General features: G+C 47.4%; 10 protein-coding genes and 2 rRNA genes. All 12 read right to left on the reverse strand.

Annotation, left to right across the window (positions count from 1 at the left end):
• Positions 1 to 2: 2 nt before the first annotated feature.
• The 12 genes from NSS94_RS20375 to gatC all read right to left on the reverse strand — a co-directional run bounded on the left by NSS94_RS20375 (position 3) and on the right by gatC (position 15,571).
• A 23S ribosomal RNA gene (locus tag NSS94_RS20375) occupies positions 3 to 2,930 on the reverse strand.
• A 403-nt stretch (positions 2,931 to 3,333) separates the two neighbouring features.
• Positions 3,334 to 4,889, reverse strand: a 16S ribosomal RNA gene (locus NSS94_RS20380).
• Together the 16S and 23S rRNA genes form the textbook arrangement of a ribosomal RNA operon.
• A 455-nt stretch (positions 4,890 to 5,344) precedes the next feature.
• The gene (locus tag NSS94_RS20385) at positions 5,345 to 6,223 is read right to left on the reverse strand and encodes a nucleotidyltransferase-like protein (RefSeq protein ID WP_341039997.1); all 879 of its coding nucleotides are present in this window, start codon (positions 6,221 to 6,223) and stop codon (positions 5,345 to 5,347) included.
• A 112-nt stretch (positions 6,224 to 6,335) separates the two neighbouring features.
• On the reverse strand, positions 6,336 to 8,054 hold the full coding sequence (locus NSS94_RS20390) for a glycosyl hydrolase family 18 protein (RefSeq protein ID WP_069012010.1): 1,719 nt from the start codon (positions 8,052 to 8,054) through the stop codon (positions 6,336 to 6,338).
• A 184-nt stretch (positions 8,055 to 8,238) separates the two neighbouring features.
• Positions 8,239 to 8,670, reverse strand: coding sequence for a Fur family transcriptional regulator (locus NSS94_RS20395; protein WP_029517193.1), 432 nt, complete (start codon positions 8,668 to 8,670; stop codon positions 8,239 to 8,241).
• Between the two features lie 108 nt (positions 8,671 to 8,778).
• Entirely contained in the window at positions 8,779 to 10,182 is a 1,404-nt protein-coding gene (locus NSS94_RS20400; RefSeq protein WP_029517192.1) for a DUF4097 family beta strand repeat-containing protein, read from the reverse strand.
• Positions 10,183 to 10,189: 7 nt separating this feature from the next.
• On the reverse strand, positions 10,190 to 10,843 hold the full coding sequence (locus NSS94_RS20405; RefSeq protein WP_029517191.1) for a hypothetical protein: 654 nt from the start codon (positions 10,841 to 10,843) through the stop codon (positions 10,190 to 10,192).
• A gap of 83 nt (positions 10,844 to 10,926) precedes the next feature.
• Positions 10,927 to 11,640 (reverse strand): MgtC/SapB family protein, encoded by a 714-nt coding sequence (locus NSS94_RS20410; protein WP_029517190.1) that lies wholly within the window; start codon positions 11,638 to 11,640, stop codon positions 10,927 to 10,929.
• Positions 11,641 to 11,735: 95 nt separating this feature from the next.
• The gene (locus NSS94_RS20415) at positions 11,736 to 12,197 is read right to left on the reverse strand and encodes a GNAT family N-acetyltransferase (RefSeq protein WP_029517189.1); all 462 of its coding nucleotides are present in this window, start codon (positions 12,195 to 12,197) and stop codon (positions 11,736 to 11,738) included.
• Positions 12,198 to 12,326: 129 nt separating this feature from the next.
• Positions 12,327 to 13,772 (reverse strand): Asp-tRNA(Asn)/Glu-tRNA(Gln) amidotransferase subunit GatB, encoded by a 1,446-nt coding sequence (gene gatB / locus NSS94_RS20420; RefSeq protein WP_013311908.1) that lies wholly within the window; start codon positions 13,770 to 13,772, stop codon positions 12,327 to 12,329.
• 26 nt (positions 13,773 to 13,798) lie between these two features.
• Positions 13,799 to 15,256, reverse strand: a complete 1,458-nt coding sequence (gatA, locus tag NSS94_RS20425; protein ID WP_340933161.1) for an Asp-tRNA(Asn)/Glu-tRNA(Gln) amidotransferase subunit GatA — start codon at positions 15,254 to 15,256, stop codon at positions 13,799 to 13,801.
• 27 nt (positions 15,257 to 15,283) lie between these two features.
• Positions 15,284 to 15,571, reverse strand: coding sequence for an Asp-tRNA(Asn)/Glu-tRNA(Gln) amidotransferase subunit GatC (gene gatC, locus NSS94_RS20430; protein ID WP_013311910.1), 288 nt, complete (start codon positions 15,569 to 15,571; stop codon positions 15,284 to 15,286).
• Positions 15,572 to 15,705: the final 134 nt, after the last annotated feature.

A 15,705-nucleotide genomic window follows, 5' to 3' on the forward strand; every position in this document is an offset into this window, starting at 1 on the left:
CTTAGGATAAGCCCTCGACCGATTAGTATTGGTCAGCTCCATGCATTACTGCACTTCCACCCCCAACCTATCTACCTCGTCGTCTTCAAGGGGTCTTACTAATTGGGAAATCTCATCTTGAGGGGGGCTTCACGCTTAGATGCTTTCAGCGCTTATCCCTTCCGTACATAGCTACCCAGCGGTGCTCCTGGCGGAACAACTGGTACACCAGCGGTACGTCCATCCCGGTCCTCTCGTACTAAGGACAGCTCCTCTCAAATTTCCTACGCCCACGACAGATAGGGACCGAACTGTCTCACGACGTTCTGAACCCAGCTCGCGTACCGCTTTAATGGGCGAACAGCCCAACCCTTGGGACCTACTTCAGCCCCAGGATGCGATGAGCCGACATCGAGGTGCCAAACCTCCCCGTCGATGTGGACTCTTGGGGGAGATAAGCCTGTTATCCCCAGGGTAGCTTTTATCCGTTGAGCGATGGCCCTTCCATGCGGTACCACCGGATCACTAAGCCCGACTTTCGTCCCTGCTCGACTTGTAGGTCTCGCAGTCAAGCTCCCTTCTGCCTTTGCACTCTTCGAATGATTTCCAACCATTCTGAGGGAACCTTGGGGCGCCTCCGTTACTCTTTAGGAGGCGACCGCCCCAGTCAAACTGCCCACCTGACACTGTCCTCGCACCGGTTCACGGTACCAAGTTAGAACCTAGATACGATCAGGGTGGTATCCCAAGGATGCCTCCCTTCAAGCTGGCGCTCAAAGTTCGACGGCTCCCACCTATCCTGTACAGATCGTACCCAAATTCAATATCAAGCTGCAGTAAAGCTCCATGGGGTCTTTCCGTCTTGTCGCGGGTAACCTGCATCTTCACAGGTATTAAAATTTCACCGGATCTCTCGTTGAGACAGCGCCCAAGTCGTTACGCCATTCGTGCGGGTCAGAATTTACCTGACAAGGAATTTCGCTACCTTAGGACCGTTATAGTTACGGCCGCCGTTTACTGGGGCTTCGGTTCATAGCTTCGCCCCGAAGGGCTTACCACTCCCCTTAACCTTCCAGCACCGGGCAGGCGTCAGCCCGTATACTTCGCCTTGCGGCTTCGCACAGACCTGTGTTTTTGCTAAACAGTCGCTTGGGCCTTTTCACTGCGGCCCCCTCGGGCTATTCACCCTACCGAGGCACCCCTTCTCCCGAAGTTACGGGGTCATTTTGCCGAGTTCCTTAACGAGAGTTCTTCCGCGCGCCTTAGAATTCTCTTCTCGCCTACCTGTGTCGGTTTGCGGTACGGGCACCTTCTCCTGGCTAGAGGCTTTTCTTGGCAGTCTGAGATCATGACCTTCGCTACTACAATTTTCGCTCCCCATTACAGCCCAGCCTTAACGATGTGCGGATTTGCCTACACACCAGCCTCACTGCTTAGACGGACATCCATCCGTCCGCGTCACTACCCTACTGCGTCACCCCATCGCTCATAACGGATTACGGTGGTACAGGAATTTCGACCTGTTGTCCTTCGACTACGCCTATCGGCCTCGCCTTAGGTCCCGACTTACCCTGAGCGGACGAACCTTCCTCAGGAACCCTTAGGCTTTCGGCGGATCTGATTCTCACAGATCTTTTCGTTACTCATACCGGCATTCTCACTTGAATGCAGTCCAGCGCTCCTTACGGTACACCTTCAACCCGCATTCAACGCTCCCCTACCCCTGATGCAAGCATCAAGCCATAGCTTCGGTGGTGTGTTTAGCCCCGTTACATTTTCGGCGCAGAGTCACTCGACCAGTGAGCTATTACGCACTCTTTCAATGGTGGCTGCTTCTAAGCCAACATCCTGGTTGTCTGTGCAACTCCACATCCTTTCCCACTTAACACACACTTGGGGACCTTAGCTGATGGTCTGGGCTGTTTCCCTTTCGACAATGGATCTTAGCACTCACTGTCTGACTCCCGGAACTAAATCTATGGCATTCGGAGTTTGACTGAGCTTGGTAACCCTTGCGGGCCCCGCACCCAATCAGTGCTCTACCTCCACGATTCTTCTTTCCGAGGCTAGCCCTAAAGCTATTTCGGGGAGAACCAGCTATCTCCGGGTTCGATTGGAATTTCTCCGCTACCCCCACCTCATCCCCGCATTTTTCAACATGCGTGGGTTCGGGCCTCCAGTGCGTGTTACCGCACCTTCACCCTGGACAGGGGTAGATCACCCGGTTTCGGGTCTACGTCCACGTACTCATTCGCCCTATTCAGACTCGCTTTCGCTGCGGCTTCAGCTCTTCACCTTAACCTTGCACGGGAACGTAACTCGCCGGTTCATTCTACAAAAGGCACGCCATCACCCATAGATCGGGCTCTGACTTCTTGTAAGCACACGGTTTCAGGATCTATTTCACTCCCCTTCCGGGGTGCTTTTCACCTTTCCCTCACGGTACTGCTTCACTATCGGTCGCCAGGGAGTATTTAGCCTTGGCAGATGGTCCTGCCGGATTCATACGGGGTTTCACGTGCCCCGCACTACTCGGGATCCGTCTCGAAGGGAACAAGTTTTGAACTACAGGGCTTTTACCTTCTCTGGCGGGCCTTTCCAGACCTCTTCATCTAACCGGTTCCTTTGTAACTCCATGTGAGACGTCCCACAACCCCAAGGAGCAAGCTCCTTGGTTTGGGCTAATCCGCGTTCGCTCGCCGCTACTGACGGAATCACTATTGTTTTCTCTTCCTCAGGGTACTTAGATGTTTCAGTTCCCCTGGTCTGCCTCTATTCTGCCTATGTATTCAGCAGAAAGTGACTGTCGATGAAGACAGCCGGGTTTCCCCATTCGGACATCCCCGGATCAAAGCTTGCTTACAGCTCCCCGAGGCCTTATCGTTGTTCGCCACGTCCTTCGTCGGCTCCTGGCGCCTAGGCATCCTCCGTGTGCTCTTTGTAGCTTAACCTAGACTTTTCTTTCAAAGAAAGAAAATGTCGATGTTCGATAAGAAATGATTTTTGCCAAAGGCAAAAGATCTTTCCTTACCTGCTACCTTTATTTCACTTGTTTACACAAGATCAGCTTAAAGGAATATTCTAAAACGCAATTTCGTTTCGGTATCCAGTTTTCAAGGTGCAATTCGCTTCATCGAAGCGAAACCCGATGAATATTTCGGTTCCACACGAATGTGTGAATGAAGTATTCGTCGAAGCTTGAGAGTTTGAGCTCTCAAAACTGAGCAACGAGTGAGTAAGTTCAGGATATTCATTTCATTCACATGAATGTGATGAACCGAATTGAATATCCGGTCGCAGGTACATGTACCTGCTAATTTGAATGTTTCCATCGCAGGAAACGATTCTCCATAGAAAGGAGGTGATCCAGCCGCACCTTCCGATACGGCTACCTTGTTACGACTTCACCCCAATCATCTACCCCACCTTCGGCGGCTGGCTCCCTTGCGGGTTACCCCACCGACTTCGGGTGTTGTAAACTCTCGTGGTGTGACGGGCGGTGTGTACAAGACCCGGGAACGTATTCACCGCGGCATGCTGATCCGCGATTACTAGCAATTCCGACTTCATGTAGGCGAGTTGCAGCCTACAATCCGAACTGAGACCGGCTTTTCTAGGATTGGCTCCACCTCGCGGCTTCGCTTCCCGTTGTACCGGCCATTGTAGTACGTGTGTAGCCCAGGTCATAAGGGGCATGATGATTTGACGTCATCCCCACCTTCCTCCGGTTTGTCACCGGCAGTCTGCTTAGAGTGCCCAGCTTGACCTGCTGGCAACTAAGCATAAGGGTTGCGCTCGTTGCGGGACTTAACCCAACATCTCACGACACGAGCTGACGACAACCATGCACCACCTGTCTCCTCTGTCCCGAAGGAAAGGTCTATCTCTAGACCGGTCAGAGGGATGTCAAGACCTGGTAAGGTTCTTCGCGTTGCTTCGAATTAAACCACATACTCCACTGCTTGTGCGGGTCCCCGTCAATTCCTTTGAGTTTCAGTCTTGCGACCGTACTCCCCAGGCGGAATGCTTAATGTGTTAACTTCGGCACCAAGGGTATCGAAACCCCTAACACCTAGCATTCATCGTTTACGGCGTGGACTACCAGGGTATCTAATCCTGTTTGCTCCCCACGCTTTCGCGCCTCAGCGTCAGTTACAGCCCAGAGAGTCGCCTTCGCCACTGGTGTTCCTCCACATCTCTACGCATTTCACCGCTACACGTGGAATTCCACTCTCCTCTTCTGCACTCAAGCTCCCCAGTTTCCAGTGCGACCCGAAGTTGAGCCTCGGGATTAAACACCAGACTTAAAGAGCCGCCTGCGCGCGCTTTACGCCCAATAATTCCGGACAACGCTTGCCCCCTACGTATTACCGCGGCTGCTGGCACGTAGTTAGCCGGGGCTTTCTTCTCAGGTACCGTCACTCTTGTAGCAGTTACTCTACAAGACGTTCTTCCCTGGCAACAGAGCTTTACGATCCGAAAACCTTCATCACTCACGCGGCGTTGCTCCGTCAGGCTTTCGCCCATTGCGGAAGATTCCCTACTGCTGCCTCCCGTAGGAGTCTGGGCCGTGTCTCAGTCCCAGTGTGGCCGATCACCCTCTCAGGTCGGCTACGCATCGTCGCCTTGGTAGGCCTTTACCCCACCAACTAGCTAATGCGCCGCAGGCCCATCCACAAGTGACAGATTGCTCCGTCTTTCCTCCCTCTCCCATGCAGGAAAAGGATGTATCGGGTATTAGCTACCGTTTCCGGTAGTTATCCCTGTCTTGTGGGCAGGTTGCCTACGTGTTACTCACCCGTCCGCCGCTAGGTTATTTAGAAGCAAGCTTCTAAATAACCCCGCTCGACTTGCATGTATTAGGCACGCCGCCAGCGTTCGTCCTGAGCCAGGATCAAACTCTCCATTAAAGACCAACCGAAGTTGGTTTATAGAAAGAGCGATAAGCTCATGTTGAAACTGACGAGATAAAAATATCTCTTGTTTGATTTTGCAAGCAAAATCGTTTCACTCACTCGTTGTTCAGTTTTCAAAGATCAAACCTACATAACGTCTTACTTTGTTTCACCACCGCGTCTCAGCGGCGACTTAAATAATGTAACACATAACCTCATTTTTCGTCAAGCTTTTTTTTGAAAACTTATTTTTTCCGCTTGATGCAACACGTTTATCCTGCTTTAAACAGTTCAAAACTATTCATGCTGCTTAATGGGGCGAGTTATAACTTATCACATATTTTATATACTCGTCAACCTAAATTAATAATTTATATTTTTTAACTATTTATAAATACTAGATCATGTGCAAAAAAAGGAAGAAAAGTCGGTTTAACAACCTTTCTTCCTGACAAATCAACCCCTGTACATCAAATAAGAGAGTAACGCAGTTCACGATTTTGCCCGCGATCCCTAAAATCCCCGGCAGCTGTTTCTCTAATAAGTGATCGATATACCAGTTTACGGAGCACGACGGTAAGATCCAATTGGAGATTCTTTAGCTCAGGATGGTTAATAAGTTCATTTATAGACCAAGGTTCCCGTCTGCTGCCTAATATACGGAATAGCGGAGAGGAGCACTCCTCCATTTTTGACATAACTGAAAATTCACAAGCAAGCAGTACTAGTTCAACCCGTTGTTCCAAGGTTTCCGTACTTAATGTGAGTTCGTTATACAGTTTGTCAATTGTTCGATCCAGAGGCTGTACCTGAACCCATAAGTGAACCTTTGGATAAATCCCCCGTTCAATGAGTTCAATAGATGCCCAATGATCCAATGCTTTCAGAACACTTTGATAAGCGTCAATGATCCGCCCTTCTCGCACCGCTCTTTTACCATGAACGTAATTGACCAGAAAGCGGGAGAACTCATGAAATCGCTTCTGCTCCCGCAGTGGATCGTTAAAATCAACAATTTCCTGTCTTAAAAAACGAACCCTGTCATCCCTTTCCCAGACAATACGCCCTTCTAGCACATAATCTATAATGTTGGCTTGTTCACCAGCTATAATCCATTCCTTCAGACAACTGAGCGTTGCGTACAACACTTGGCATCTTAAACCATTCACAAATAAGTGTTGAATAGAACGGACTGGCTTGGTGCCTTCTCCAATAATTAGAATGAGTTCATCAAAGTCATACAACATCGAACCGTGAAAATACTCTCCCGGTTTTCTGTACGAAATAATACCTATCGAATCCTCCTGCAACAATTCATCATATATCAGGTTTAATTTGGTTAGCTGCACTTCTCCCTCCATACCTGCAAGGCGGCTATGACCGCAAATTGGATATTTGGATACATGTGATCATTTCTACATAAATAAGAAACTTCCTTCTTCAATTGTAAATTTTTTTATCTTATTCACTTATTTTTTTCAGTGTTATCCAAGCGTCTTTATCTGCAAAGCTTCGATTCCACACACCAATTCCTCCGAGCTTCAGCGATTTGGCAAGTTCTACTCTTGCCTTCAGAGATACCTGATCCTCCAGCCAAATCTTTTTGACTACGCCGTCTTCTGTATACTCGACATAATTCTGGCCTTCGGAAGCTCTAAACTTGGGCTTCAACTTAAATTGGGCTATGATATTGGCTGCTGACTCCATACCAAGTGATTTGGAGGTGACCTTAATCTTCCCTTCTTTGGGAGTCTCGGACCACACGCGAGTATATAACGGAATACCTAAAACCACTTTTTGAGACGGCACTTCATCTTCCCGAATAATTCGCTTAATTGACGCTTCCGTCCATGGTAACGAGGCGACGGAACCAGCTTTTGGACTAGCCGCCCAATGCTCATCATACGCCATTACCATGAGATAATCTGTTATAGTCCCCAATGCTTTTCGATCCAAAAAAACAGACCACATCTCACTTTGAGATTTAGGCGTAACATCAATGGACAGTATCAAATCATGTTCCCGAGCCATCGGTTTAAGTTCACGCAAAAATTGGGTGACATTGGGGCCATCCTTTGTATGAACATTTTCAAAGTCGATATTAATACCGTCCAGATCATTTTGTTGAGCAAGTGAAATCATCTGATCTACAATCGACTTTCGACGTTCAAAGGTAGACAAAGCTTCTGTTGTTAGTTCGGGATTAAAACTGTTGCTCAACAACCCCCAAACCTCCATACCCTTGCGATGTGCCCAGCTGACATAAGAAGGATCCGCTTTGCTTTCTACAGTGCCCTCATGATCGACGACACTGAACCACGTAGGGCTCACCACATTTACTCCAGGCATAGGATCAAACTTGGAAGGATCGGGCTTGCGATTATAGACGGCTTCCCAAGCGAGATTCACTGGTCTACCCTCCCAATGCTTCTCCGATATGGACAAATCGTCCTTAACCGAAGGAATCACAAGCTCTTCTCCTTCAGCGATATGGTCTGATTTAATGTATCCTGCATAGCCATTGTCTAACTGCACAAAATACCAATCACCCTGTTGGGACCAGATACGTACTTTCGTCCGCTGAGGTACATCTGTCAAAATAAAAGATAGGCTAGAGGCTTCTTTACGTAAGGCAATTCTAGCATCCTGTTGCCCATCCTTCTTTTCTACATTACCCAGCCTGACCTTCTCGCCGGCCTTCATCAAGATAACGGCACCCGTTACAGAGTCTTCGTGTATAGAAACGCCGTATACTTCACGTACAGCCTCTATCGGGATATATACCTCTCCACTGATCACCTGGGGGGCTGCGCTCAGCGCATATGTTTTACCATTCAATTCCCCTTGTGCCTTCGAAACCTTCATATAGAGCAAGCTTTGTCTCGTCGCCATAATGACGGTTTGGCTGTCATCCTCATAGCGAACCGAAGGATCAATTTGACTTTGCACCAATTTAAGCGGCATCAGCATGTTCTTGCCGGAGCTTTGAGCTTCATACCCAGTCAACTTGCCCTGCATAAAAATAGGACGGACACTGCCCTGCCAATCGGGTTTCTCATGAAGGGGATTACCAAACCATACGACAGTAATTGCGCATATAATCGCTGCAAATAATAGCAGGCTTGCCGCTCCTTTGAATCGTGAACGTTTACGGCGGCGTCTGGAATGATTTCTGGCCAATATTGAACCTCCATTGTATGAACTTTGAATTCCGTATTTTGTAACCTCAACAGATTACTTGAAACAAAAGTAAAGTGATTTAAACAAAAAAACGCGGTAAATCCCCGCTTACGGAGAATTGCTCACGTTTCCAATCCATTACAATATATACATACCGCACAAAAAAACTCTATTCCTTGTTTCGTTACGTTTGTTTGTTACTACAAGTTTTGCATACTCCGTGTAACTCCATACGATGTCCATGCACTTCGAAGCCTGTTTCCAACGCAGCATGACGTTCCACATCAGCCAAATAGGGATAACTGAAATCTTCAATTTTTCCGCATTTTTCGCAAATGATGTGATAGTGCTCCGAAATATTGGCATCATAACGACTGGCGTTATCTCCATAGGTCAACTCATGTACCATACCCGCTTCTATAAACATCTTTAAGTTATTATAAACCGTAGCCACACTCATACTTGGAAACTTGGACTCAAGCGCTCGATATATTTCATCTGCAGTCGGATGCCCCATGGTTTCCATCAAATAGTTTAATATGGCATGACGCTGGGGTGTTATGCGTACACCTGTCTTCTTTAGAAGTTCCAAAGCATGCTGGACGCGTGCTGCCATATATGTCCACCGCCTTATCCCTTACTTACGATCCTATCAATTACCACGCATCTATTTACAACTTACTTCTAAACCTACTCACATTGTACGGTCTACTCAAGTTTCTTGTCAACGCGCCGTATTGTCGCCGGATGCTCCTATAGAGGTATCGGTCTCGGGAGCTCTAGGTTCAGCCGGAGAGATTTCAGATGTATCGGGCGCAGTCGTACCCCCGGAATCTTCCAAGTCGGGTAACGACGGCATCAGTAACTTTTTAATGGTTAAATTACTGTTGCCCTCCACGTTGATCGCATACTTGCCTGTCCCGTTTTGGCCTGAAATACTTTTACTGTCTATTTTAAATGGAAAATCGGATTGAAGATTACCATAACTGCTTGAACCCTCTAACTGAAAATCTCCATTCGACGGAAGATCCAATACGATATCACCGACAGCACTGTATATTTTCCAATCTCCGCTCACCTGTTCGCTATGCACTTTGATAGAGCCATTAAGCGAATTAGCATTCAGCTTGGCTGTAGAATTCAACACATTCATGTCCCCATTCTGAGTATCAACAGTGATATCTCCTTCCGAACGAGCAAGCTGAATGTCACCTACCATGGTATGTAGTGTGACAGCTCCCTCAATATCGCCTGCCTGCATGTCGCCTCGGTTCGTGCGCACATCCACATCTCCAGAAATCCGATGCAATTTAACCTGACCGTTCAGCGTGCCTCCCTTGACATTGCCGATAGCGTCATTAACGATGAGATTTCCATTACCGCTCTCGAGTCTAATGCTGTCAATAGCATCAACTCCATTCAAGGTAATATTCCCGTTGGAGGTTCTAATCTGCATATTGAACCGTCGGTCCTCAGGCACGGTGATCAGCATGTTCACACGGGGCTGACGTTTGCTTGATGCTCCGTATGACTGTGCCTCCGGACGAATCTGGATAGTCTTGCCGTCGGTAGAAGTCAGTGAAGAAGCTTGAGCAATCTTGTCCGCTTCGGCAGCAGGCGCTTGATCCACCCATAGAGTCCCTCGTACCTCTATATTGGACACAGGTCGTCTGATCAGTGTTACATCACCATTAACTGAATCAACTATTAAATCGGACGTCTGCATAGTTACAGGTACCAGCACACCACCCATATCATACCGATTCTCTTTAGCCTGGCTAAAATCCATAGAGGCTGACGTCAGATTGAGACTGACCCGATTCCACAGATACATATAATGATTTTGCTGGGTCACGATAAAAACCGAGGCTGCCACTACCAAAGCGGACAGAATCCCCTTTAGGTCAGGTCTGAATCGCCTTCCATTGTCAGACTTGCCTTCTTTCCGAAAGTACACAGCAAAAAAAATTAGATACTCCAGTCCCCAAAGCACGAAGATTACGGGCCACCAAACGAGGAGTTGAAGCATATATTCAGTATTTTGAAACACATCTACAATAAGCAAAATGCCTACAGCCATCAACAGAAGCGAAGAGGTGTAGCGCCCGACTCTTATTTTACGGTGCACGCCAGCTTCACCCTCTTTCTTTCAACTTTTTACGCTTAAAGGTCAGAAAGGCTTCCCTTAGAAAAAGGAATAAACCGATCATCATTAATAAAATAGCCAGCGTAAGGAATCCATAATCCTCAAAGAAATTGCTCAACCAGCGAGGTTTCATGCGAAACAAAATCATAAGCCCACCGCCTGCCACCATCAGCACAGCAAAAGCAAAGCCTCTCTCCCACGCATAAAAAGGACTACTTTGCTGGCCTCTAGCATCCATTCGTACATAACGATCAGGCTTACGTCGATAGCGAACCATATAATCTGCAGACTGTAAGACATCATATACATTATAAAAATATAAAACAGGTATGAACAATCCAAGCAAAATAAGTAATGGAATGTTGATCCTTAAGCCGTCAGAGGAAACATACAGCATCGCAAAAATATCTAGCAGGAGCAATACAATAAAACTAAGCCCCCTGATAAACAGTCCTAAAAAAAGATGTCCCAGTCCGGGTAACAATGCCGCCATGATAATGGCAATCACTTTGCGAAATTTAGCGTATTTTAGACGCTTCCCCTGTCTGGGTTGTTCCAGCTGTTCCGATGCTTGTAGCTGTCCAGCCTCTCCAGACGGTAACGGTTGTTCCGAGTTCATGCCATCCTCCCCTTTGAATCCCATGCGTGGTTCCGCTGAAAAACATTTCAATGCTTACATAGTACCCCAATCAGATTTAAGAGTAACTGTTAAAAAAAGGTACCCTATTACTCAACAGAGACTGCAGCTATATCTTCCCATTGTCGTAAATCTGCTGCAATACGTACAGGATTAAAATCATGACGGGCCAGCACCTCTAGGGAAACCTCCATACTCTGCCGATCTGGATGTAATTCGTGAAATGGGACATTTTCATGTTCTTTAATCATTATTTTACGTATTTCCACTTTTTCTTGCTCTAAATAAGTCGAAATCTGATCCAGCAATCCGTGAGAGGCCAATCCGTACAATGTAATAAGATGGCGCTTGCGTCCACGCATATACCGAAGTTCAACTTTGTTAAACACCCATAAATTTAAAAATACGAGCACTGTCGCCGCTATAGATGGGAAATAAAACCCTGCTCCGACCCCAAGGCCAATAGCAGCCACGACCCAAATGGAAGCCGCAGTCGTTAGTCCGGTAATGGATTTACCTGTGAACATAATCGTTCCTGCACCCAAAAAGCCTACGCCAGTGATCACAGCGGTAGCCAAACGAGCGGGATCTATGCGTACATTAGCTTCTTTAATAAAATCGGCAAAGCCGTAAATGGAGAGTAGCATAATCAGCGTCGAACCAAGGCTGACCATAATATGAGTCCTCAAACCAGCTGCGTGATTGGAACGCTCGCGTTCAAATCCAATGAATCCACCGAGAAGCATGGACAGTAAAAGCCGTAAAATGATATGTGAATCGTCTATAATCCACGGATTATTCATTCGAGTCTCTCCTCCCGGTTATGTCGTGCTTCCCACTCCGGGTGCGCGGTTTGTGGGCTTATGTGCATTTTTAATGTCAATTTGATACCTCAATGCTATTCCACCTTATGCAGATGGTAGGTAGTTAATTCCACGCCTGGAGCGACCTCAGCCGCAGATACGGGACGAAAGCCATGTTTTCGATATAACGCCACCGCAGGAGTATTTAGAGTTCCTGTAGAGACGATAAACAACGGGATATTTTGATATTCATTCAAAACATGCTTCATTAAAGAATCTGCAATGCCTTTACGAAAATGATCTGGGTGAACCATCATACGTGTAAGGGTAAGCGAATCGGGCGATTCGGACTGCACAGCCAGTGCTCCTAGCAATTCACCGTCCTCCAGCCACCCATAAAAAGACTCTCCACAGCTTCTCAGCGTATCCAATGTATCCATCAGTGGAGGAATTTCATCAAACCCAATCAGCTCAGCTTCCAGCCTATAGGCAACATGCTGTAGACGCCATATCTGACTGACGATATCATCATCTTCCAATGAACATAGGGTAACCATGCTGTTTTCCCTCCTAAGGAAACTCATAAAATGCCATCAGGTTCTAAAGCTTGTTCGCGCCAACCATTCTTAGCGGCTATGCAAAAGGGGCCTGTCCCTAAAAGACAAGCCCCAGTCAAATCTATGCCATTAGCGGTTCAGCACTTCCGTCAGCAACTTATTAGCAAGGCCAGGGTTTGCCTTCCCCTTGCTCTCCTTCATCACTTGACCGACTAGGAAGCCGATGGCCTTTTGCTTGCCAGCTTTGTAATCCTCAACTGATTGCGGGTTAGCTGCTACAACTTGTTCGACAATTGTAAGGATCGCACCCTCATCACTGATTTGTACAAGCCCTTTTTCTTCGACAATTTGCTGTGGCAGTTTATCACTTTCCAGCATTTCCTTGAAGACCGTTTTAGCGATTTTGCTATTGATCGTTCCCTTCTCCAGCAGTCCGATCATTTCACCCAAGCCCCGACCGGTCAATTTAACCTGCGACAGTTCAACACCGGCGCTGTTCAAATAACCGAGTAGATCCCCCATAATCCAGTTGGATACTGCTTTGGCATCCTTGGTGAATTGAAGGCTATCCTCGAACAAATCGGCCAATGGCTTGGAGGACGTAATCACCTGGGCATCATACTCAGGTAATCCATATTCGGAAGTGTAGCGTGCTTTACGCTGGTCAGGCAATTCAGGAATCGAAGCACGGATGCGCTCTTTCCATTCCTCATCTATATGCAGTGTAACCAGATCCGGGTCTGGGAAATAACGATAGTCATGGGCCTGTTCTTTACCACGCATGGATAAAGTTTTACCTTGTGCTTCATCCCAACGACGTGTCTCCTGTACAATCGTTCCGCCTTCGTCCAGCGTCTGCTCCTGCCGGAACTGCTCATATTCCAGTCCGCGCTGTACGCCACGGAAGGAGTTCATGTTTTTCAGTTCCGCTTTAGTTCCCAGCTCTTTTTGTCCATGCGGACGAAGACTGATATTCGCGTCGCAGCGAAGTGATCCTTCCTCCATCTTCACATCGGATACGTCACAATACTGCATAATGGCACGTATTTTTTCGAGATAGGCCTTGGCTTCTTCCGGCGAAGATATTTCCGGCTCCGAAACGATCTCGACCAATGGTGTACCGACCCGGTTAAAATCGACCAAAGATGCGTAGCCACCATCAACATGTGTTAATTTCCCTGCGTCCTCTTCCAGATGCAGTCGGGTAATACCGATACGCTTTGTCTCACCATTCACTTCAATATCAATCCAGCCATTTTCGCCAATGGGTTGATCGTATTGTGAGATTTGGTAAGCCTTAGGTGAATCGGGGTAAAAATAGTTCTTGCGGTCAAACTTGCTCACATCAGCAATGGTGCAATTCAGCGCCATTGCTGCTTTCATCGCATAATCAACGGCCTGACGGTTCAATACCGGCAATACCCCTGGATGACCGAGACAGACCGGACATGTATGAGAGTTGGGTGGTGCTCCGAAGGATGTCGAGCATCCACAGAATATTTTAGACTTCGTATGCAATTCCACGTGCACTTCAAGTCCGATGACCGTCTCATACTTGGATGTAGTTGTAGACATGAATAGGTTCCCTCCTTTTTGGCAAATTACAGCTGCGGACGCTGCTTGTGAAATTCGGTATTTTGTTCAAAAGCATGAGCTACGCGTAGCACGGAAGACTCGTCAAAGGCTTTTCCGATGATTTGTAGTCCGACTGGCATTCCATCCGCTAGACCACACGGAATGCTAATGGCTGGCACACCAGCCAAGCTCACCGGAATCGTCAAAATATCGTTCAAATACATTGTTAATGGATCGTCCACTTGCGAGCCGATTTTGAAAGCAGTTGTCGGTGCAGTAGGTCCGATAATCACATCATATTGTTCAAATACACGATCAAAATCCTGTTTAATCAGTGTGCGCACTTTTTGAGCTTTCAAATAATAAGCATCGTAGTACCCGGAGCTGAGTGCATAGGTACCGAGCATAATCCGACGCTTCACCTCAGGACCAAACCCTTGCGTACGGGACTGATGGTACAGATCAAGCAGGTTATCTGGATTGTCAGCGCGCACACCATAGCGCACACCGTCAAAGCGGGCCAGATTGGACGATGCTTCGGATGAAGCCAGCAGGTAGTATGTCGCAACCGCATATTCCGTGTGTGGAAGAGATACCTCTTCCCATACAGCGCCCAATCCTTCCAGCGTTTTCAGTGCATCCAGCACCTTCTCCTTGACCTGAGGATCGACGCCCTCACCAAGATACTCTTTAGGCACAGCGATACGTAGTCCTTTTACATCCCCGGTTAAAGCGTTCAAATAATCAGGAATGTCTACCTTTGCAGAAGTGGAGTCCTTCTGGTCATAACCTGCAATGGCTTGTAGGACATAGGCCGAATCCTGAACATTTTTAGTAATGGGTCCAATTTGGTCTAAAGAGGAGGCAAAAGCCACCAGTCCAAAACGGGATACTAGACCATAGGTTGGTTTCAGGCCAACTACTCCGCAGTAAGAAGCGGGCTGGCGAATGGAACCCCCTGTATCCGAGCCAAGCGTGAAATAAGCCTCACCCGCTGCAACAGCCGCAGCCGAGCCGCCACTGGAACCACCGGGAACACGTTCTAAATCCCAAGGGTTACGTGCAGGGAAAAAGCTGGAGTTCTCGTTAGAGCCGCCCATGGCGAATTCGTCCATGTTCATTTTACCGAGTGTCACGGTTTGCGCTGCGCGTAACTTGCTAACAACTGTGGCATCGTAAACGGGATCAAAATTTTTCAAAAACTGACTGCCACATGTTGTACGCAGCCCTTCTGTCACAATATTATCCTTAATGCCAACTGGCAGGCCAAACAACAACCCTCTTTCCTCCCCGGAAATCAGTTGATCATCCAGCTGACGTGCGGATGCACGGGCCTGTTCCTCGTCAACGGTAATATAAGCTCTGATCTTGTCTTCCCGCGCACCAATTGTCTCCAGAGCGTGTCCTACCAGATCACTCACGGAAATTTCCTTTTGATGCAGCTTGTTATGTATCTCGGGCAATGTGTTATTGAACAAGCTCAATTTGCATCCTCCTTTCAAATATGAGATCTATTCCAGAACAGCAGGAACCTTAAACTGTCCGTCTTCTTCTTCAGGTGCATTGCGCATCACTTGCTCATGTGTCAAACTTTCGCGAACTTCGTCGTCTCGCATGACATTGCTGACGTGCAGCACATGAGTGGTCGGTTTTACCTGCTCCGTATCCAGCTCATTCAGCTTCTCCGCATAATGGAGAATGGCGTTTAATTGTCCTGTCATCGTTTCTTCCTCAGCCGCGGTCAGATTCAACCTGGACAGCTTGGCTACGTGACGGACATCTTCCGTGGAAATGTTCATACAAAACCCTCCTCATGTATATGAGGATTTTGCAAAAAATCCCAATAAGCGACTGAAATCGAATTTTGCAAAATCCTGATATTAAAAAATGCTGCACCGAACTTTGAAATAACGTTTTTAATTATAGGATAGAA

The sequence above is a fragment of the Paenibacillus sp. FSL L8-0644 genome (assembly GCF_038008165.1).
Taxonomy (GTDB): Bacteria; Bacillota; Bacilli; order Paenibacillales; family Paenibacillaceae; genus Paenibacillus; species Paenibacillus polymyxa_D.

Excerpts from the sequence above, each read along its gene's own strand:
- gatC (WP_013311910.1), bottom strand. The coding sequence starts at position 15,571 with ATGAACATTTCCACGGAAGATGTCCGTCACGTAGCCAAGCTGTCCAGG.
- NSS94_RS20395 (WP_029517193.1), bottom strand. The coding sequence starts at position 8,670 with ATGGCAGCACGCGTCCAGCATGCTTTGGAACTTCTAAAGAAGACAGGT.
- NSS94_RS20410 (WP_029517190.1), bottom strand. The coding sequence starts at position 11,640 with ATGAATAATCCGTGGATTATAGACGATTCACATATCATTTTACGGCTT.
- NSS94_RS20405 (WP_029517191.1), bottom strand. The coding sequence starts at position 10,843 with ATGGGATTCAAAGGGGAGGATGGCATGAACTCGGAACAACCGTTACCG.
- NSS94_RS20415 (WP_029517189.1), bottom strand. The coding sequence starts at position 12,197 with ATGGTTACCCTATGTTCATTGGAAGATGATGATATCGTCAGTCAGATA.
- gatB (WP_013311908.1), bottom strand. The coding sequence starts at position 13,772 with ATGTCTACAACTACATCCAAGTATGAGACGGTCATCGGACTTGAAGTG.